Origin of the sequence: Streptosporangium lutulentum, from assembly GCF_030811455.1 — a bacterium.
Lineage (GTDB): Bacteria > Actinomycetota > Actinomycetes > Streptosporangiales > Streptosporangiaceae > Streptosporangium > Streptosporangium lutulentum.
Genome location: NZ_JAUSQU010000001.1, coordinates 7804039 through 7822325 on the forward strand (window position 1 = coordinate 7804039; position 18287 = coordinate 7822325).

Here is an 18287-nt window from a genome sequence, read left to right on the forward strand (position 1 = left end):
GTGGTTATCTCCACCGCGGTACGGCACCTGGCGACACTGGGCGCATCCGGTCCGATCGTCGAAACTGATGGACATGAGGAAACACGCAACGGCGATCGGCCGGGCCCTCGCTCTGGGGATGCTCGCCCTGTCGGACGTCGTCCTGGTGGTGCTGGCCATGGTGACCCTGGCACTGAGCTTCGGGCTGGGGATGATTTTCCTGTTTCCTGCGGTGGCCTGGCTGATCAGACACCGTACGATGCTCGCAAGAAGGCTGAACGGCACCCTGCTCGGTGTCGAGACGCAGGCACCGTACCGGCCGGAGCCGCTGCCGACCCGCCCCCAGCCCGACGGCTGGTACCGCCACGACCGCCGGCTCTACAGGACGCCGCGGTGGCCCGACTGGAACAAGCGCTGGATGTGGATGTTCAGCGACCCGGCCACCTGGCGGGACGGGCTCTGGCTGCTCCTGAACCCGGTGGTCGGCGGGGCGCTCCTGCTGCCCTTCGTCGTGATCGGATACTGCCTGGTGACACCGTGGCAGTCGAACCCCTTCGCCATGTCACTGGGACTGGGCGTCGCCGTCGCCGCGGTGGCCGCGATGCCCTGGGCGCTGCGGGAGTACGGGCGGTGGAACCGCCTGCTGCTGGCCCCCACGGCGATATCCATACTGGCCAACCGGGTCCAGCGGCTCGACCAGGTGCGTCTGGACGCGGTCGACTCCCAGGCGGCGGAGCTGCGGCGGATCGAGCGCGACCTGCACGACGGGGCGCAGGCCAGGCTCGTCGCCATGGGCATGACCCTCGGCGCGGTCGAGGAGCTGATGGAGAAGGACCCGGTGGCGGCGAAGGTGCTGCTGGGCAAGGTCAGGGAGGCCTCGTCCACGGCGCTCACCGAGATCCGCGGGCTGGTCAGGGGCATCCATCCGCCGGTCCTGGCCGAGCGCGGCCTCGGCGACGCCGTGCGGGCCCTCGCGCTGGACAGCCCGCTGAAGGTCAAGGTCACCGTCGACCTGAAGGCGCGCCCGGAGTCGCCGGTGGAGTCGGCCGCCTACTTCTCGATCAGCGAGCTGCTCGCCAACGCGGCCCGCCACGGTGGCGCGGACCGCGTGTGGATCGACATCAGCGGCCAGGGCCGGGCGCTGCGCGTCACGGTCGTCGACGACGGCTCGGGCGGCGCCGACCCCATCCGGGGCAGCGGCCTGCGCGGCATCGAGCGGAGGCTGGCGGCCTTCGACGGGGTGCTCGCGGTCAGCAGCCCGCCGGGCGGCCCGACCACGGCGACGTTCGACCTGCCGACCGCGCTGAGCCTCGGTGACAACAGGGACAAGCAGCCGAAACTGCCTCTCTGGAAGACCGTCATCGTCGTGATCGGCTGGGGCATCGGCTGGCTTCCCCTCTTCCCGCAGGGGCTGGTCGCGATGGTCTTCAAACTCCTCGGCCGGCAGGATTTCAGCTGGTTCTACGCGCTCTACCTGCCCGAGCGGTGGCAGTGGCCGGCGATCATCTTCAATGTCGTCCTCGGCGTCTCCCTGTACGCCATCGCCCTGCTCATCCCCATACGGCACTCACGCAGGCGCTGGATGGCGGAGGCCACCCCGTCCCGCCTATGGTTTTGCACGTGAGCCTCAGAGTTGTCATCGCCGAAGACCTCTACCTCCTGCGAGACGGCCTGGTCCATCTGCTGCAGGCACACGACTTCGAGGTGGTCGCGGCCGTCGAGTCCGGGCCCGAACTGCTGAACGCGCTGATGGAGAAGCGGCCCGACGTGGCCGTGGTGGACGTACGGCTTCCGCCGACGTTCACCGACGAAGGGCTCCAGGCGTCGCTGGCCGCGCGCAAGGCCGTCCCCGGCCTGCCGGTGCTCGTGCTCTCCCAGCACGTCGAGCAGCTCTACGCGCGAGAGCTCCTGGCCGACGGCTCCGGGGCGATCGGCTACCTCCTCAAGGACCGGGTCTTCAACGCCGAGCAGTTCGTCGACGCGGTCCGCAGGGTCGCCGGGGGCGGTACCGCGATGGACCCCGAGGTGATCGCCAAACTCCTGGTCAGCACCGCCAGGCACGAGCCCCTCGGCGCGCTGACGCCGCGCGAGCGCGAGGTGCTGGAGCTGATGGCCGAAGGCCGTTCCAACGCGGCCATCTCCCAGCGGCTGTTCCTCAGCGAGAGCGCGGTCGGCAAGCACACGGCCAGCATCTTCGGCAAGCTCGACCTCGTCCCCTCCGACGACGACAACCGCCGCGTCCTCGCCGTCCTCACCTACCTCAACGCCGCCCGCGGCTAGATTTCGGGGCCTCGTCCGCGCCGGGGATGTGTGGCTGTCTGACGTTCTGTCGGTCAGACCGGCTAACGTCAGGTGGAATACGGTTCCCACACGTGGCGATGCCGTTCAGGACGAAGGGATGATCAGGTGAAGTTCCGGGTTAACCGTGATGTCCTGGCCGATGCTGTGGCCTGGGCCGCCCGGGTGCTGCCGAGCCGCCCGGCCATGCCTGTGCTCTCCGGCCTGCTCCTGGAGGCCGACGACGGTCTCGTGCTGTCGGCCTTCGACTACGACGTCTCGGCCAGAGCCTCGATCGAGGCGGATGTGGCCGAGCCCGGCCGGGTGCTGATCCCGGGCCGGATCCTCGCTGAGATCACCCGTAGCCTGCCCGCCGAGGTGGTGGAGATCGTCACCAGCGGCTCCGAGGCGGTGCTGACCTGCGGAAGCGCGGAGTTCGGCCTGCTCACCATGCCGGTGGAAGACTTTCCGACCCTGCCGGCGATGCCGCCCAGGATCGGCGCCATCGGTGGCGGGATCTTCGCGAGCGCGGTCGGTCAGGTGGCTCCGGCGGCCAGTCGCGACGAGACGCTCCCCATGCTGACCGGGATCCGGGTCGACATCTCCGGCGAGACCGTGACCATGGCCACCACCGACCGCTACCGCATCGCGGCCAGGGAGTTCGGCTGGCGTCCCGAGCAGCCCGGGGCCACGGCCGCCGCCATGGTGCCCGCGCGGGTGCTGGTGGAGGTGGCCAGGTCGCTGCGCGGGGGCGAGGTGTCGGTGGCGCTGGGCGAGGGTGTCGCCGGGTTCGAGAGCGTCGGCCGGAGCACCACGGTCCGCCTGCTCGACGAGCAGTTCATCGACTACCGCTCACGGCTGACCGACGACTGGTCGATCCGGGCCGATCTGCACGTGGCCCCCTTCGTCGAGGCGATCAAGCGGGTCGCGCTGGTCGGCGAGCGCAACACCCCGATCCGGCTGTCGTTCAGTCAGGGGCAGGTGCTCATCCAGGCGGGCGGCGGCGATCTCGGCCGCGGCACCGAGACGGTGGACGCCGAGCTGTCCGGCGACGACATCCAGATCGCCTTCCAGTCCCAGTTCCTGCTGGACGGCCTGAGCGGCATCGAGACCGAGCTCGTCCGGCTCAACATGGAGTCCCCGAGCCGCCCGGCCCTCGTCGCCGAGGTTCCCGGCGACGCCGACCCCGCCTTCCGCTATCTCGTGATGTCCCTGCGCCTGCCCTGAGGCGCCCGCGCCTCATCCGGCGAGACATTAAAAAAGGGCCTCAACCCCGCTCGGGGGTGAGGCCCTTTTCTCGCCGGATGAGAGCTAGATCGAGAGCTCCTGCGCGTCGGTCAGGGAGATCAGGATGTGCTCCATGCACGCGTGACCGGCGTGCTCGGCCGCCGCGGCGTCACCGGCCGCGATCGCGCGGGCGATGGCCTCGTGGGGAATGTAGGTGCTGTTGAGCGAGGTGCCCGCCGCGGTGATGCTGGCACGCAGGGCGGCGGAGAAGTCCTCGTAAAGGTCGATCAGAACCAGGTTGTGCGTGGCGTGGACGACCGCGACGTGGAAGGCGAGGTCGGCCTCGACGAAAGCGTTGGGCTCGCCACGCTCCCAAGCCCGCTCCCGTTCGTCCAGCGCGGCCTCGATCCGGACGATGTCGTCCTCGGTGCGCCGGGTGGCGGCAAGCCGGGCGGCCTCCACCTCCAGTGCGCGCCGTACCTCCAGGATCTCCAACTGCTCGGCGGCGCGCAGCCGCCGCAGCATGGCCCCGGAGAGCTCGCTCGTGGCCCGGACGTACGTCCCGTCGCCCTGGCGGCATTCCAGCAGGCCGGCATGAGTGAGCGCGCGCACCGCCTCGCGGACGGTGTTGCGGCCTACCCCGAGTTGCTCGGCCAGCACTGTCTCGGTCGGGATCTTCGCGTGCATCTGCCAGGAGTTCGAAGTGATCTGCTCCTTGAGCTGATCGATCACTTGGTCGACGAGGGATGCGCGCTGCGCCGTACGCAGACTCACAGTCCGCCTCCTCCGGAGAAACCAATCATCCTACGATTCAATGACTGGTAGACCCTAAATATTCCGGAGGCGCAAAAACAAATTTGTCGCTCCAGAACTCGGGGTGCTTTACCGGACCAGCGCCGAATCGACCGTCACGCCCACCATCGCACCGCGCACCCCGGCGGCTTCGAGCGCCCTGCGATACGCGCTCATCTGCTCGTCGCCCTCACCGACCTGGCCGTACAGGTCACCCAGCTCGCGCCAGGTCCGAGCGGCGTCCCGGTCGGGACCGGAGAGGTCGTACGGCTGGTCGCCGAGGGCTTCCTTGGCGCTGTGCAGAATGGCCGTGACGTCCTTGTCGCCACGCGTGAGCGCGACTTCGGAGAGGACCAGATGCGCGGTGGCCCCGAAGGGGGTGCCCGGCCGGCCGCTCAGCACCTCGAGGGCGGCCCGGGCCAGAGTGGCCGCGCCGTCCACGTGGCCGCTCCTGAGCTGGACGTAGGCGAGCGCGATGTGAGCCTTGGCGTGCTCGTCGACGCGCTCGGGGAACGGGGCGAAGACCTTGCTCGCGAGGGACGCGAACTCGTGGGCCTCGTCGAGGGACTCTCCGCCGACGGAGGCGGTGAGCCGTGACCAGTCCATCGCGATCAGGGCGAGCCGGAACGCCATCCGGGCCGGACGACCGGTCGCGATCGCGTCGTCGGCGAGGTGGACGGCCAGCGCCGAGTCCTCACCTTCGGCGGCGGTGATGCTCGCCTGCCAGAGGGCCTTGATCTCGGCGGTGCGGTTGAGCGCGTTCGGGATGCCGTTGACCGACAGGACGCGCCGGGCGTAGGACATCGCCTGGGAGTTCGGGGTGCGCGCGGCCTCGCTCTCCACGAGGGAGGCGGCCAGGTCCACGGCGATCTCGCCCTGGGTCAGACCCAGCTGGTTGACCTGTGTGAGCGCGTGAACGGCCAGGTCGTAGGCGCGCAGGGTGTCTCCGGCCCGCTGGTAGCAGCGGCTCAGGGCCACGGTCAGCGGCAGGTCCGCCAGACGCTCGGGGTGGGCGGCCGCCTCGCGGCGAAGCCGCTCGAACGCCTCCACCGCCGGACCGATCCGCCCCTGGGACTCCAGAGACCGGGCTCGGCCGAGCCGCGCGTGCGCGGCCAGCATGGCGTTCTCCTCGCCGGCGACCTTGACGATCTCGCCGAACCGTTCCGCGGCCACGGCCGGGTCGCCGTGGTAGAGCTCCAGCTCCGCGTGGCGAAGGCCCAGCTCGGTGTCGATCCGCTGGCGCGGCTCGATCCCGTGGAGCAGGAACTCGGTGGTACAACCCAGGCGTTCGGCGAGGAGGCGCGCGACCACGGGGGTCGGCGTGCGCTTGCCGGACTCGATGAGGGAGACGTAGCTGTCTGAAAGGTCAGGCCCAGCCAGCTGGGCCTGGGACATGCGCCTGCTCAACCGCAGTCCGCGGACGCGGTCACCGATGGTTCCCTGACTCGGCATCTGATCTCTCAGGGCGGGGGATGGTCAATATGTTCTCGCCATGATTGCATGAAGCAGTCGAATCGGGTAACCCCAGGTGAAAAATCCTTAGGCGGAACTCTTGCCAGCCCTTACGTCATAGGGGATTAATCATCCGAATCGTTGGCGCCGGGGAAGAGCATCTGGCAGACCTCCAGATAGAGGGTCTCCGGGTACGGAATGTAGTTGACCCGTGACAGGGCCTGATCCTGGCCGGCCGACTCGAGCACAAATTCGCCGTATCCCAGCATGCGACCGAGGAGTGAGCGCTGGAAGCTCATGTCGGTCACCTTGCCGAGCGGCATCATGTCGACCTTGCGGGTGATCAGGCCCGTGGTGAGCAGCATGCGTTTGGAAGTGACCACGAAGTAGTCGACCGACCACTCCGCGACCTTCCAGACGAAACGGATCAACAGCAGGAGCCATGCCCACCAGACGACGACGAGCGCGCCGCCACCGCCTTCACTGACTCGGTCGCCGAACCACTTGCTGAGCAGTCCGGCGAGAATCAGGCCGCCGAAGACCTCGGCGACCGGACGAAGCAGTACGGCTGGGTGGCGCCGCACCATGATGACCTGGTGTTCGTGGGGGAGTAGGTAGCGGTTGACCGACGAGGGAGCGGAGTCCCCGTGGGTCACTAGCCTCATGACGACATATGAGAAACGAATTGGGCCATGGAGTCGGCTCCCTTACGAATTCCGTTCATGACGTTCTCTGTAGTGTTCGCGGCATCGTTTGGTCGCGTGAACAGGAAAAACACGACAAAACCGACCCCTGCATACTTTAGGACCTGCTTAACCTGCATTGCGGTCTCCTTCTACCACTTACCCACTGCACCCGACGTATACATTACCCATGCCAATCGCAAGGTAAAGCGCATCAGCTCATCCGGTCTGGACTTCTCGTGGAGGCGTTTTCCTGCTGATGTCGTGCCCCGTCACCGCGTGATCGCCGCTCGTCACCCTCGCTCGCTCGCGACCAGCGCGAGGACTTCGAGATGCTTGCGGGCGATCCGCTCGACCAGGCCCGGATGGGCATGGCCGGTGACCTCCAGCGCGCCGTAGTGCGCCGCCTCTATGCAGCGTGCAACCGTGGTCGCCGGATGGACCTCGGAGAACTCGTCCCTCAACGCGGCACTGAAATCCGCGTAGGGGTCCGGCTCCGTGTCCGGGATGCTTCGCTCGCTCATGGTTCTCCCTGGTGTGCGCCCGCGGTCCCTGCGGATCGGGAACACAGAAGAGATGCTGTCGCGACTCTTCGTACCCAGGTAGGCACAGTATGTAACCAGAGATCGCCGGAACGCTCGTCCTTTTGGCGAAAACGTGGGGAAAGTGGGTGCTTCAGACGACGCCGTAAAGGCGGTCGCCGGCGTCGCCGAGTCCCGGGACGATATATCCCTGATCGTTCAGGCGCTCGTCCAGCGCGGCGGTCACCAAACGGATCGGCTTGTCGATCCCGGCGAGGACCTTGTCCATGTGGGCGATTCCCTCGGGGGCGGCCAGCAGGCACAGCGCGGTCACGTCGTCCGCGCCCCGGTCGAGAAGGAACTCGATCGCCGCGGCGAGGGTGCCGCCGGTGGCCAGCATGGGGTCGACCACGTAGACCTGCCGACCGGAAAGATCTTCAGGAAGCCGCGTGGCGTAGGTCTCCGCCTTCAGCGTGGACTCGTTGCGGACCATCCCGAGGAAACCCACCTCGGCCGTCGGCAGCAGCCGGGTCATGCCGTCCAGCATGCCCAGACCGGCGCGGAGGATCGGGACCACCAGCGGGTACGGCTGCGCCAGCCGTACGCCCTGGGCCGGGGCGACGGGGGTCTCCACGGTGATCTCGGTGACGCGGACCTGCCGGGTCGCCTCGTAGGCCAGCAACGTCACCAGCTCGTCGGCCAGACGCCTGAAGGTGGGCGAATCCGTGTTCGCGTCCCGCAGCGCGGTCAGCTTGTGGGCTACGAGCGGGTGGTCAACGACCAGGGTCTCCATGGACGCCCACGGTATCCCGAATGACCGCCCAGGGGATAACGGGCGATATCGTCCTTGGGTGGCTGCTCGGCGAGTACGGCGCGACACCTGCGCGACATCGCCCGCTCACTCGGATTTGATCACAATTTGGTAGGAGAGACCTACGCCCGAGAGCCGCTTCTGAAAGCATTGACATCCGTAGAGAACGCATCGGTGGGGATGGGCATGTCAGACGAAGACTCGCTGGACTTTGCCATCGTGATCTACCGCGAGGAGGGCCGCTGGGAAGCGGAGATGCTCCCGGAGAGACTCACCTCGAACCTCGACGACCTGATTCACGCCCTGCGCCAGCAGCCGAGCATGAACGGCACGATTGGCCTGGTCGCCGTGGGGGATGAGTTCTTCGTGGCGCTACGGGTGTTCGGTGAGCGGGTGGAGGTCTTCCTTTCCGACATCGCCGCGTCCTGGGACTTCCCGCTCGCGGAGCAGGTGCTGGAATACCTCGACGTGCCGGTGCCCGACGAGGAGGAGCTCGACGCGATCCTCCAGGACGAGGAGACGGCGCTCCCTGCGGGGGATCTGTCGATCTTCGCCGACCTGGGCCTCGACGAGATGGAGCTCGGAATCCTCTCCGGGGACATCGACCTGCTTCCCGAGGACGTTCTGTCCAGCATCGCCGCGCGGTTGGGATTCTCCGAGCCGTTCGAGCGCGCCATCGACTCTGTGTTCGGCTGACCTCGGGAGATCGGCCATGCCTTCCAGACCGTCCGGCAACAGCGTGTTCTCCGCGGCCTTCGTCCGCACCGGCGGCGGATGGAACGGCGCGGAGGTCGATCTCAGCGAGGCCGAGATCGCCGACGATCTCGGAGACGCCGTCCAGGAGCACCTCGGGCTCACCGGCGACGAGCTGGCCCTGCTGTGCGTGGAGATGGAAGACGAGTGGTTCGCGATCGTCCGCTACCAGGGCGATCTGGAGCCCCGCACGTTCCTGTCCGACGCTCAGGCCGGCCTCTCCGACCAGCTCGGGGAGCTCTTCGGAGAGCTGGCCGGGGTCGCGCCGGACAAGGAGACCCCCGCCGGGCTGGGCGTACGGCCGGCGGGTGACTTCGAGCTCCTGAACGACCTGGGGGTGAGCTCCGACGAGCTCGTCGAGCTCAGCATGGAGGAGGGCGCCCTCCCGGGAGACACGCTCTCGGTGATCGCCGAGCGCCTGGCCTTCGCGGACGAGCTCGATCGGCTGCGGTGACGGGCGCCGCGGTGACGGACCACCTCCCGGCGATGCGCCTGGCCCTGGAGCAGGCCGCGGCGGCCGGCGCCCGAGGCGAGGTCCCGGTCGGCGCGGTCGTCCTCGGCCCTGACGGCTCCGTGCTGGCGCGGGCGGGGAACGACAGGGAGTCATCGGTCGATCCCACCGCGCACGCCGAGGTGCTCGCCCTGCGCCGGGCCGCGAGAGCCCTCGGGCGGTGGCGGCTGACCGGCTGCACGCTGGTGGTCACCCTGGAACCCTGCACCATGTGCGCGGGGGCCTCCGTGCTGGCCAGGATCGACCGCGTCGTCTACGGCGCCGTCGATCTCAAGGGTGGGGCCGTGGGCTCGCTCTGGGACGTGGTCAGGGACCGTCGTCTCAACCACCGGCCCGAGGTCGTCATGGGCGTGCTGGCCGAGGAGTGCTCGGAGATCCTCACCGAGTTCTTCGCTGTTCGCCGGATGCGCGAGCTATAGCGGTTATCCGGTAAGCTGCTCCGCGGTGGAGTCGCCTAGTGGCCGAGGGCGCACGCCTCGAAAGCGTGTGATGGGGCAACCTATCCGTGGGTTCAAATCCCACCTCCACCGCCACTGAAAAGGGCCCACCGATCTGCGCCGGCAGGACGGGGGCCCTTTTGTCATGCGCCCATGCTTCTCGGGGAAGAGTCCGGGCTCAGTCGTCGGCGGGCAGATCCAGGACCCGGGCGTGCAGGACCGAGCGCTGATGCAGGGCCGAGCGCAACGCGCGGTGCAGGCCGTCCTCCAGATAGAAGTCGCCGCGCCACTGCACCACGTGGGGGAAGAGGTCGCCGTAGAACGTGGAGTCCTTGGCGAGCAGGGAATGCAGGTCGAGCACCGCTTTCGTGGTGATCAAAGTGTCGAGCCGGACCTGTCGCGGCGGTATCTGCGCCCACTCGCGATGCGAGAGGCCGTGTTCGGGGTAGGGCCGTCCATCGCCGACCAGCTTGAAGATCACAGTACGTAGTTTATGAGAGATTCTCGTCCTTCGTCTGGTCGGCCTCCCCTGTCGCAGGTCACGGTCTTTTTCAGATGCTCCCGGCGAACGTGTCGCACTTGCGGGGGTCGCCGCTCTCGTAACCGGTGGTGAACCACTTGACACGTTGCGCGGAGGTTCCGTGGGTGAAGCCGTCCGGGTTCACCCGGCCCTGGGTGCGCTCCTGGATGCTGTCGTCGCCCACCGCCGAGGCCGCGCTGAGCGCCTCCTCGATGTCCGTCTTGGTGAACGGCTTCTCGAACAGGCCGGTCTCGTAGGCGTTCTTGGCCCATGCTCCGGAGTAGCAGTCGGCCTGCAGCTCCAGCCGGACGGAACCGCTCTCCGGGCCCTGCTGATCGCCACGCTCGGCCTTCGCGTTGGTGCCGAGCAGGTTCTGGACGTGGTGACCGTACTCGTGCCCGATGACGTAGGCCTGGGCGAACGGCCCGCCCTTGGCCCCGAACTGGCTTTCGAGCTGCTTGAAGAAGCTCAGGTCGAGATAGACCTGACGGTCGGCCGGGCAGTAGAACGGGCCGACCGAGGCGTCGGCGGCGCCGCAGGCGGTGTTCACCTGGCCGGAGAACATGACGGTCTTGGCCGGCTCGTAGCCCTGAACGACCTTGGGCCAGTAGTCCTGGATGCTGTTGACCACGCCGACCACCCGGCACTCCTCGTTCTGGTCGGCGTCCTTGCCGGTCTTGCACTGCGCGCTGAGGTCGGAGGTGGGCCCCACCGCGGCCGGGTCGCCGCCGGTGATGTCTCCAGGATTGATCCCGAATATCAGCGCAACGATCAGCGCAACGATTCCGGCCGCACCGCCGCCGACCGCGAGGCCGCCACCGGGGATTCCTCGGCCGCGACTTTCGGTCTGCGAGCTGTCCAGCTGGACATCATCCTTGAAATCCATCGCCGACGTCCCTTCGATCCGCTAGGACCCTTCGACTGCCCCCAGGAGGGCGGTACATGCCGTTGGGTTCGGATACCGCCGGAGGAGACGTCGCGGCGCCGTGGACCGTGGGTCCGGTGACCGTCGGCGGACGGTGCGTCCGGCACCGTCTCGCCCGCCCGGTCGCGACCGGGGGCCTCCTCCGCGTTGGCTGTCTCAGATATTCCCCGAACGGCCTGCGTCTACGCCGTGACATGGCGACGGCGGTGCTCGAAGCGGGTTCCGGCGACGATCGGCCCAGACGGACCGTCCGGATATGCCGACGCGGGCCGTCAGCGGGCCGGCGCGTTCCCGTTCTCGCCTCCGGCTTGGCGTTCCGAACGCAGGAGCCAGTCCGAATACCACTCGGCGAATGTCACGCGCTGCTTTTCCGGTCGCAGGAACCGGACGGGGTCGACCCCTTCGCCGACGGCTCTGACGTCGTTCCACATGGTGCCGCGCTCGGGGCCGGTCACGGCGAGAAGCGTGTAGTAGCCGCAGCCTTGATGGCTCACGCAGAGCGTGCCCGCCATCAGAGCCGCGTCGAGTTCGTCGTACTCGTCGTTCCAGGCGCTCCAGGCCCGTCTGTACTCCTCCTCGTCCGGACAGGCCTCCCGGACGGGCTCCCTCTTCTCGTACGCGTCGATCATTTCCTGCGCCGGACCGGGCAGGAAGGGCCGCCGCAGGTGCTCGCTCCCCGCGCTGTCTCCGCCCTCCGTCCGGGGCCTCAACGGGAACAACCCGTAATCGGGCCCGGCGCCACCCGACGCGACCTGAAGCAGGAAGTCGCGGTACTCCGCCGGAAGCCTCACGCCCAACGACCGCTCGATCTCCGAAAGCTCGATCTCCGTCAGCGGGGGCAGCAACTCGAAGCCGTGGCCCCACTGACCACCCAGATGACCGTTCAGCGCGGCACCGAACACCTTGTTCGCCTTCGGGGCCGTGCGCAACGCGAGCACCCGATCACGCACACCCGCCCATATCGCCGTCATCGCCCACACGCTACTGAGCCACCACCACCTCGACAATCGGATTCAACGGGGGCAGGGGGAAGGATTCGAGGTGACGAAGGACCGAGCCGCCGCGGCGGTCCGGCCCACCGCCGGAGAGACGTCTCGAATCGATCGGCGCCGAGTCGCCTCACCTGTCAGCCCGCCTTCCGTTCCCTCTCCGGTTCGGTCCCGGGCGTGACCGCGCCCTGCCGGTACGGCTCTGCCGGGATGTCCAGGTCGACGCCGTCGAGTACGTAGGTGCTTGCCGTAGGCCTTGCGCAGACCGATGGCGGAGATCGCCGGGTCGGTCATGATCGGTCCTTGAAGGTCGGGTGTGGGCTCGGGGCGGCGTTTCAGACTGAGGTGGCGATCAGCGGGCGGGGCCCCGCGTCGGTGGCCTGCCGTACGGCTCGCCTGGCCGCGATGATCGTCCAGGCGGTGATGAGCGCGGTGACCAGCGCCGTCGCGGCGAAGGCGGCGAGGGTGGCCGCATCAGGGTGGATCAGGGACTGGCCGCGTGCGGCCTGCCAGGTCACGACGGCGACCAGGCCGCTGTAGCCGAGGGCGGCGGCACCCACCAGACGGGCACGCACTCGCTCGTCCCGCAACCAGGCGTACCGGGTGGCCAGGGCGGCCAGGACCGCGGTGAGGACGAGCAGCACCTGGATGCCGTGCAGGCCGAAGAAGTGCGGGACGCGGAAGTCTCCGCCGGTGACGCTCCAGTTGGTGAGGGGCATGCCGTGTCCGTCGGGGTCGCCGATGCCGTGGCCCTGGTACATGGGGATCCGGGCGCCGTTGGCGTCGGTGACCGTACGGGGATGGATGTCGGTGACCATCCAATAGAGCGGGACGAGCATGCCCACGGTGGCCAGCCCCAGCCCGGCGCGGATCGCGCGGGTGAGCGCGGGGCCGGCCGTGCGCTGGATCAGCACCATGATCCCGATGATCAGTTGCGCGATCAGAATGATCATCACGCCGTAGGTGAGGAACGGGACCAGGGCCAGGGTGACGGGATCGCTCTGGTCGGCGTTGAAGTGACTGATGGTGCCACGGGCCGCCTGCAGGGTGATGACGCCGACCTCGACGGTCGCGGCGCCGGCGAACACGCAGCCGACCCACCAGCCCACCCGCCTGCCCCTCGTCAGTTTGGACAGCAGCCAGGCGAGCGTCCCGGCGTAGAGGCCGAAGGCGAAGCCGAACTTCAACGGTTTGACCCACACCGACTCGCCCAGCAGCGTGCGGTCGTCGATCAGCGAACCGGCGAGGCAGACGAACATCAGGGCGCACATGAGGCCCGCGCAGATCAGCAGCGGACGATGCCAGGACTTCACAGGAACTCCGATCAAGCTTGTCGTTTCGACATGCGAAAAGCTAGCTTGCATTCAGATATTCGTCAATGATAAATCTGCTGGTCGAGTGGGCAAATGAGAAGTACTTGCAATGGGATGCCGGTGAACGCAAATGGTTGACTTGCAATGAGATGGGGGTGGATGCAAGACTGCCCGCCCGTGCAGGCGCGACCAGGAAGGCACATCCATGCCCGGAGGCAGGCTGACCCACCAGGACCGACGGCAGATCGCCGACGGCCTGGCGGAAGGGCTCACCTATACCGAGATCGCCGCCCGCCTGGACCGGCCGCTGTCCACCGTCACGCGCGAAGTGGCCCGCAACGGCGGATCCGAGGGCTACCGGGCCGACCAGGCGCACGAGGCAACCCGAGAACGCGCCAGGAGGAGCCGGTCCGCCCCTGGGGAACGCGACGTCGAGGCGGTCGACACCGTGGAGGAGCAGTTCACCGAGATCTTGATCAGCACCGGTCTGTCGCGGATGACCGCCCGCGTGCTCGCCGGCCTCTACCTCACCGACAGCGGCAGCCTTACCGCCGCCGAACTCACCCGGCACCTTCAGGTCAGCCCGGCCTCCGTCTCCAAGGCCATCGGCGAGCTCGAACAGCAGGAGATGGTCCGCCGCGAACGCGACCCGCGCAGGCGCCGCGACCGCTACATCATCGACGCCGACGCGCTCTTCCGCGCCTGGATGGCCGGCGCTCGCCAGAACGCCCTGCTGGCCGACTTCGCCCACCGGGCGGCTGAAACCCTCGGGGCTGCCTCGCCCGCCGGGGGCCGGCTGCGGGACGTCGGCGACTTCTTCGACCACGTCGGCCAGGCGATGCTGCAGGCGGCCGAGCAGTGGCGCGAGGCCTACAACGCCAAGCAAGAGCTGTGAACGGCCGGTTCGGCGTCATCGGATGCTGTGACCAGACATGATCATCGGTTCGTTCGTGGTTCGGACCACTCCCGATCACCGGTCCCGCTGCCACTCGATCGCGAGGACGATCCGTTCAGACGGCATCGCCGTGGTGACGAGATGCCGGGAGCCGATCTTCGGCAAGCCGTCGGCGGGAGGGGTTCCCGTCCCCACTGAGACCCCGGACAGCAAGCAGGGGCCGACTGGATCCAGTCGGCCCCTGCTTTTCCGCTTCAATCAGGCGCGGAGGATAGGAGATTCGAACTCCTGAGGGGTTGCCCCCAACACGCTTTCCAAGTCTGCGGATCTTCGTACAAACCCATTCAATCCGGGCTTTCACCAGACAGGCGAGGGTGGCGTGTGCGCCCGTGAACGAGGGTGAACGACGGCGAACTGAGACCCATACTGAGACCCGCATGAGGCAGAGCTGACGCTGACTGGGTCCCGACAGGCTGGCGACTCGGTTCCTCAACGAGCTCCGGGCACCCCACCGGCTCTTTGCCGGTGGGGTGCCGTGTCACGTCTTTCTACGGCTCATGAAGGTCGACGGTGTGCGGCGACCTGTTCAGGCGACTCCGGACTTTGTCGCAATATTGGTACACGCAGCACTGTGACCTGCTGCTTTGTCATCGGGTACGATGATGGTGACCGTTGAGGGCTTGCTTCCCTCATTGGTCTTCGCCTGGTGATACCAGGCGATAGCGGCGATCATGGCGGCACTCGCCCCGATGATTGCGATCGCGCGGGCGGTCCGTGGGGTGCTTTCCAGGGCATAGCGGACCGCCCTTGCAATTTCGGTATGCGAATCCTGCGCATCCTCTTCTGTCTGGTTTCTCCGTTTTCGGCTCACTCGTTTTCCCTTCTGGTGGAGTTAGTCACAGGAATGGCCCTGAATGGCCCTCAGGTCCATTCTGAACCACGAGTGTACATGTCCCGGACGGTAAGTGACCCTCCACCATTCGGTGGCCTTACGGTTGACTACAGGGCCTTTGAGGGGTATTTCGCGCGCGCCGCGCGCCGCGTGTGCGTCACGTGCGCGCCGCGCGCGATATATCAAATTCTCCCGAACGGTGGGAAAGCTGCCCGAGGGCACCCAGATCGTGTTCCACAGACTCGTTCGCAGAGGGGTTCCGGTGTCGGGTGTCATCTGTATACTGGCGGGTTTTCCTAACGGTGGGAAAGCTGCCCGAGGGCACCCAGATCGTGTTCCACAGACTCGTTCGCAGAGGGGTTCCGGTGTCGGGTGTCATCTGTATACTGGCGGGTTTTCCTAAAACTTCGCCTATTCGAGATCTCTCGGGTAAGTACCTTCCATGGACGGCTGTTTGTGGTATACGCGCGCACGCGCATCTTAGGGAAGGGGTGTATCCATGCGCTCCGTAGGTCTCCCACGGCTGGAGAGATGACTACCTAAGTGCTTCTGATAGTGGCAGCGGAGATATGTGATATACGCGCGCACGCGCGCGCCTTTAGACATAGGCATATGGCTTACCTTGAGCCTGGGCGCATCGGAGCAGCTTGTAGCTACTCAGTGCATTGAGTCGGGTGCGTACCTCAACCCAAGTCAGTTCCACTCCACTGACAAGCGGCGCCCTACTGCGCTCTCAACGACGAGAGCTTCAGAGAAGGGCCTTCGGGGCTCTCGTCATGTTCGGTTCAGCCTCCCAGGTTGTGGAAGGTCAGCTTCGGATACGCCAGGAAGCGTGGCGGGGGCGGGTTCAGTGCGAGACACTCGTCTGCATGGCTCAGCTGGCAATGACATCAGCACGATGGGGTGAACTCACTGCGCTGCTGAACGATGAGCAGCGTCTTCAAGCCGAGTATCCCAAGGTGGCCGAATACCTGGACGCGGCAGGAGGACTGTCGGGGACCGGTGACGTTGAAGCCGACGGGGCGTTCGACTTACGGTTCGTGCACTACATGACCGGCGGAAGCGCTGTGAGCCCGAACCCCTACTGGGACATCGTTGAGCCGTTTGTGTTCGAGCACGAGGGCCGCCGCGTGGTGAACGGTGGTCGCGCGGAAGGAAGTGCGCGACTTGCCTTTGCACAGATGATTTTGCAGGCGACCTACGCATACGCGGTGCCTTCCCCGCAGACCATCGACTGGATGTCCAGTTTCTGTGCCGATCTCCCAATCATGGAGCTGGGGGCAGGTCGGGGATATTGGGCGGCGCAGTTGGCTCGCTCGGGGTTGGTCGTTGAGGCGTATGACCTGGAGCCGCCGGACAAGGCCAAGAACCTCTCATTCCTTGGAGTTGCCGGCCAGGCGGACGTGTGGCACCCCGTTGGTGATCTGGATGAGTTCGCGGCTTGTGCCCGAGCCGCGGATCATGTGCTGTTCCTTTGCTGGCCGCCTGGCTGGGGGGACAAGATGTCGTCTGAGGCGCTGACCTCGTTCGAGAAAGCAGGGGGCGAACGACTCATCTACATCGGAGAGCCGAAGGGCGGCAAGACCGGCAACGATGCCTTCTTTGATGCCCTGTCGGCCCGCTGGAAGTTGGACTCCGTAGACCCACACTTCGTTTCGTGGTGGACGGAGGCGGACGTCGCGCAGGGCTGGGTTCGGAGTTGAGGACATAGCAAAGGGGGGGGTGCCGACCGAGTCGGCACCCCCCTTGCTATGTCTCCTTTTGCTACTTGAGGGCCATGCGGAACACGAATGCGTCGTAGCGATCTCGTGGATACGACACATCGGAAATCATGATGATTCGGTCATCGGCGGAGAGAAACTGCTGGTGGACAGTCTTGGCGAGCTCGCCGGGGGTGGTGCGCAACCACTCGGCATGAGGCGCTGTCGGTAGCTGGTCAGAGACAGTCTCTTCCAGGAAGGTTGCCCCCGATACATCGACAACATCCACCGGGTGGTAGGTGTCCGAGATCGAGATTGGCCGACCATCTTCGGTGGCTCGGGTGATGACGTGGGTGATCAGCTCGCCTTCTGAGAGGCCGAGAGCCTCCGCAAGTTCGCTGGTGGCAGGGATCTGCTCGGTCTCCCGTTCTACCTGAATGTCTCGATCGGATTCGTTCCGGAACGTGCGCTCAGCGGTTTCCATCTGGCGCTCAGGAGAAACGCGAACGAGGTTGGGTCGGTCGGCGACGAAGATGCCTCGCCGCCGTACGGATCGAACGAGCCCCTGGCTCAGGAGCAGTTCGAGGGCCTTTCGAACCACGATGTCCGACACGCCGTTCTTCTGGGCGATCTCGGCGTAGCTCGGTAGTTGCATGCCGGGAGGAAGCTCTCCCCCGCGAATACGTAGGGCGTACTCGCCTGCGATGCGGACGTAGGCCGGTTCTGGCACTTGGTGATCATCCCTTCAACTGCTCTTCGGTGATGCCTCCAACGTATACGCATCATCGTATACCAAGGTCTTGTGCGTATACGAAGTTACGTATACGCTCATGCTTGTGACTCCTTCGCGCGGAGGGTCGCCGGAAGCACTCAGAAGAAGGAGAACGACGATGCTCCCCACCCCCAAGACCAGTCGTTTCGTCCCGTTTCTGCTCACAGCTCTGGCTCTGTTCTTCATCGTCCGGGAGCCCGCCCACGCTGCTCAGTTCGCGACGAACGCCTTCACCGGCCTGATGACGGTCACCGAATCGCTGATGACCTTCGCTTCCAATCTCGGTTAACCCGCCCATGCAAGAGGGACGGCCCCATCCGGCAAAGACACGGGCCGCCCCTCAACTCCCCGCTTAGAAGGAGCACACCCATCATGACCCGCCCGTCCACCCCGGCCAAGTCCGACGTGTGCACGTCGGACTGTCGCAACGGCCAGATCTGGAACCCCGGCTCCGGCACCTACCCCTGCCCCCTCTGCCGCGCGAAGAAGGTCGCCCGATGAGCGCCCCCACCATCCACCTACTCACCACGCACCCGGCGCTGTCCCTGCTGGCCGCCATCACCGATGGCATGCCGCGCAGGCTGGCCGAGGGCGCGCTGTGCGGGCTGGACCCTGAGTTGCACACCGGCCCGGACGCCTTCACCGATGAGAGCGCCGACGAGCGGGCCGCCCGCGAGCAGGTAGCCCGCGAGGTCTGCGCCGAGTGCCCCGTTCGGGCGCTGTGCCTGGCCCGCGCGCTGGAGACCCGCCCTAGCAGCGGAGTGTGGGCCGGCATCCTCGCGGCCGACCTGCTGGCCCTGCTGAGCACGACCGAGCAGCGGACCGAGGTGGCCTGACC

Annotated in this window: 22 protein-coding genes and 1 tRNA gene; 12 read left to right on the forward strand and 11 right to left on the reverse strand. The window is 66.8% G+C overall.

The features are described from left to right. Positions 1–73: 73 nt before the first annotated feature. From J2853_RS35175 to dnaN, 3 genes are all read left to right on the forward strand, one after another. Positions 74–1603 carry a sensor histidine kinase gene (locus J2853_RS35175; RefSeq protein WP_307565013.1) on the forward strand — a complete coding sequence of 510 codons (1530 nt, stop codon included), beginning with the start codon at positions 74–76 and terminating at the stop codon, positions 1601–1603. Continuing rightward, entirely contained in the window at positions 1600–2259 is a 660-nt protein-coding gene (locus tag J2853_RS35180) for a response regulator transcription factor (protein WP_307565014.1), read from the forward strand. Before J2853_RS35175 ends, J2853_RS35180 begins: the two co-directional genes overlap by 4 nt. Before the next feature lie 126 nt (positions 2260–2385). After that, positions 2386–3483, forward strand: a complete 1098-nt coding sequence (gene dnaN, locus J2853_RS35185; protein ID WP_307565015.1) for a DNA polymerase III subunit beta — start codon at positions 2386–2388, stop codon at positions 3481–3483. 84 nt (positions 3484–3567) lie between these two features. On the opposite strand, the gene J2853_RS35190 is transcribed toward dnaN, so the two are convergent. The 5 genes from J2853_RS35190 to upp all read right to left on the reverse strand — a co-directional run bounded on the left by J2853_RS35190 (position 3568) and on the right by upp (position 7724). Beyond that, a complete protein-coding gene (locus J2853_RS35190) occupies positions 3568–4257 on the reverse strand; it encodes a FadR/GntR family transcriptional regulator (protein ID WP_307565016.1) in 690 nt (229 codons plus the stop codon). A 108-nt stretch (positions 4258–4365) separates the two neighbouring features. Next, entirely contained in the window at positions 4366–5727 is a 1362-nt protein-coding gene (locus J2853_RS35195; protein WP_307565017.1) for a helix-turn-helix domain-containing protein, read from the reverse strand. A gap of 125 nt (positions 5728–5852) precedes the next feature. Then, entirely contained in the window at positions 5853–6392 is a 540-nt protein-coding gene (locus tag J2853_RS35200) for a PH domain-containing protein (protein ID WP_307565018.1), read from the reverse strand. A 311-nt stretch (positions 6393–6703) separates the two neighbouring features. Then, entirely contained in the window at positions 6704–6934 is a 231-nt protein-coding gene (locus J2853_RS35205) for a hypothetical protein (protein ID WP_089209100.1), read from the reverse strand. Between the two features lie 151 nt (positions 6935–7085). Continuing rightward, positions 7086–7724: a uracil phosphoribosyltransferase gene (gene upp, locus J2853_RS35210; RefSeq protein WP_307565019.1), complete on the reverse strand. Its 639-nt coding sequence runs from the start codon at positions 7722–7724 to the stop codon at positions 7086–7088. 204 nt (positions 7725–7928) lie between these two features. On the opposite strand from upp, the gene J2853_RS35215 reads away from it, so the two are divergent. The 4 genes from J2853_RS35215 to J2853_RS35230 all read left to right on the forward strand — a co-directional run bounded on the left by J2853_RS35215 (position 7929) and on the right by J2853_RS35230 (position 9539). Next, positions 7929–8438, forward strand: a complete 510-nt coding sequence (locus J2853_RS35215; protein ID WP_307565020.1) for a tRNA adenosine deaminase-associated protein — start codon at positions 7929–7931, stop codon at positions 8436–8438. A 16-nt stretch (positions 8439–8454) separates the two neighbouring features. Continuing rightward, on the forward strand, positions 8455–8949 hold the full coding sequence (locus J2853_RS35220) for a tRNA adenosine deaminase-associated protein (protein ID WP_307565021.1): 495 nt from the start codon (positions 8455–8457) through the stop codon (positions 8947–8949). 11 nt (positions 8950–8960) lie between these two features. Then, positions 8961–9425 (forward strand): tRNA adenosine(34) deaminase TadA, encoded by a 465-nt coding sequence (gene tadA, locus J2853_RS35225; RefSeq protein WP_307565022.1) that lies wholly within the window; start codon positions 8961–8963, stop codon positions 9423–9425. A 24-nt stretch (positions 9426–9449) separates the two neighbouring features. Further along, positions 9450–9539, forward strand: a tRNA-Ser gene (locus J2853_RS35230). An 82-nt stretch (positions 9540–9621) separates the two neighbouring features. Here J2853_RS35230 and J2853_RS35235 read toward each other — a convergent pair. From J2853_RS35235 to J2853_RS35250, 4 genes are all read right to left on the reverse strand, one after another. Then, positions 9622–9924: a type II toxin-antitoxin system VapB family antitoxin gene (locus J2853_RS35235; protein WP_307565023.1), complete on the reverse strand. Its 303-nt coding sequence runs from the start codon at positions 9922–9924 to the stop codon at positions 9622–9624. A 70-nt stretch (positions 9925–9994) separates the two neighbouring features. Beyond that, the gene (gene ypfJ, locus J2853_RS35240) at positions 9995–10849 is read right to left on the reverse strand and encodes a KPN_02809 family neutral zinc metallopeptidase (protein WP_307565024.1); all 855 of its coding nucleotides are present in this window, start codon (positions 10847–10849) and stop codon (positions 9995–9997) included. A 311-nt stretch (positions 10850–11160) separates the two neighbouring features. After that, positions 11161–11859 (reverse strand): SMI1/KNR4 family protein, encoded by a 699-nt coding sequence (locus J2853_RS35245; RefSeq protein WP_307565025.1) that lies wholly within the window; start codon positions 11857–11859, stop codon positions 11161–11163. Positions 11860–12212: 353 nt separating this feature from the next. Further along, positions 12213–13190, reverse strand: coding sequence for a hypothetical protein (locus tag J2853_RS35250; RefSeq protein ID WP_307565026.1), 978 nt, complete (start codon positions 13188–13190; stop codon positions 12213–12215). A 205-nt stretch (positions 13191–13395) separates the two neighbouring features. On the opposite strand from J2853_RS35250, the gene J2853_RS35255 reads away from it, so the two are divergent. Continuing rightward, on the forward strand, positions 13396–14085 hold the full coding sequence (locus tag J2853_RS35255; RefSeq protein ID WP_307565027.1) for a MarR family transcriptional regulator: 690 nt from the start codon (positions 13396–13398) through the stop codon (positions 14083–14085). A gap of 586 nt (positions 14086–14671) precedes the next feature. Here J2853_RS35255 and J2853_RS35260 read toward each other — a convergent pair. Then, positions 14672–14956 carry a hypothetical protein gene (locus J2853_RS35260; RefSeq protein WP_307565028.1) on the reverse strand — a complete coding sequence of 95 codons (285 nt, stop codon included), beginning with the start codon at positions 14954–14956 and terminating at the stop codon, positions 14672–14674. An 890-nt stretch (positions 14957–15846) separates the two neighbouring features. On the opposite strand from J2853_RS35260, the gene J2853_RS35265 reads away from it, so the two are divergent. Beyond that, positions 15847–16680, forward strand: coding sequence for a hypothetical protein (locus J2853_RS35265; protein ID WP_307565029.1), 834 nt, complete (start codon positions 15847–15849; stop codon positions 16678–16680). 61 nt (positions 16681–16741) lie between these two features. Here the strand turns inward: J2853_RS35265 and J2853_RS35270 are convergent, their stop codons facing one another. After that, positions 16742–17407, reverse strand: a complete 666-nt coding sequence (locus tag J2853_RS35270) for a GntR family transcriptional regulator (protein ID WP_307565030.1) — start codon at positions 17405–17407, stop codon at positions 16742–16744. Between the two features lie 160 nt (positions 17408–17567). Here J2853_RS35270 and J2853_RS35275 point away from each other — a divergent pair, with 160 nt between their 5' ends. The 3 genes from J2853_RS35275 (at position 17568) to J2853_RS35285 (ending at position 18285) form a co-directional block, all read left to right on the forward strand. Then, entirely contained in the window at positions 17568–17738 is a 171-nt protein-coding gene (locus J2853_RS35275; RefSeq protein ID WP_307565031.1) for a hypothetical protein, read from the forward strand. A gap of 83 nt (positions 17739–17821) precedes the next feature. Then, positions 17822–17950 carry a hypothetical protein gene (locus J2853_RS35280; protein WP_307565032.1) on the forward strand — a complete coding sequence of 43 codons (129 nt, stop codon included), beginning with the start codon at positions 17822–17824 and terminating at the stop codon, positions 17948–17950. After that, positions 17947–18285 (forward strand): WhiB family transcriptional regulator, encoded by a 339-nt coding sequence (locus J2853_RS35285; RefSeq protein ID WP_307565033.1) that lies wholly within the window; start codon positions 17947–17949, stop codon positions 18283–18285. The genes J2853_RS35280 and J2853_RS35285 overlap by 4 nt, the downstream gene beginning before the upstream one ends. Positions 18286–18287 lie beyond the last annotated feature (2 nt).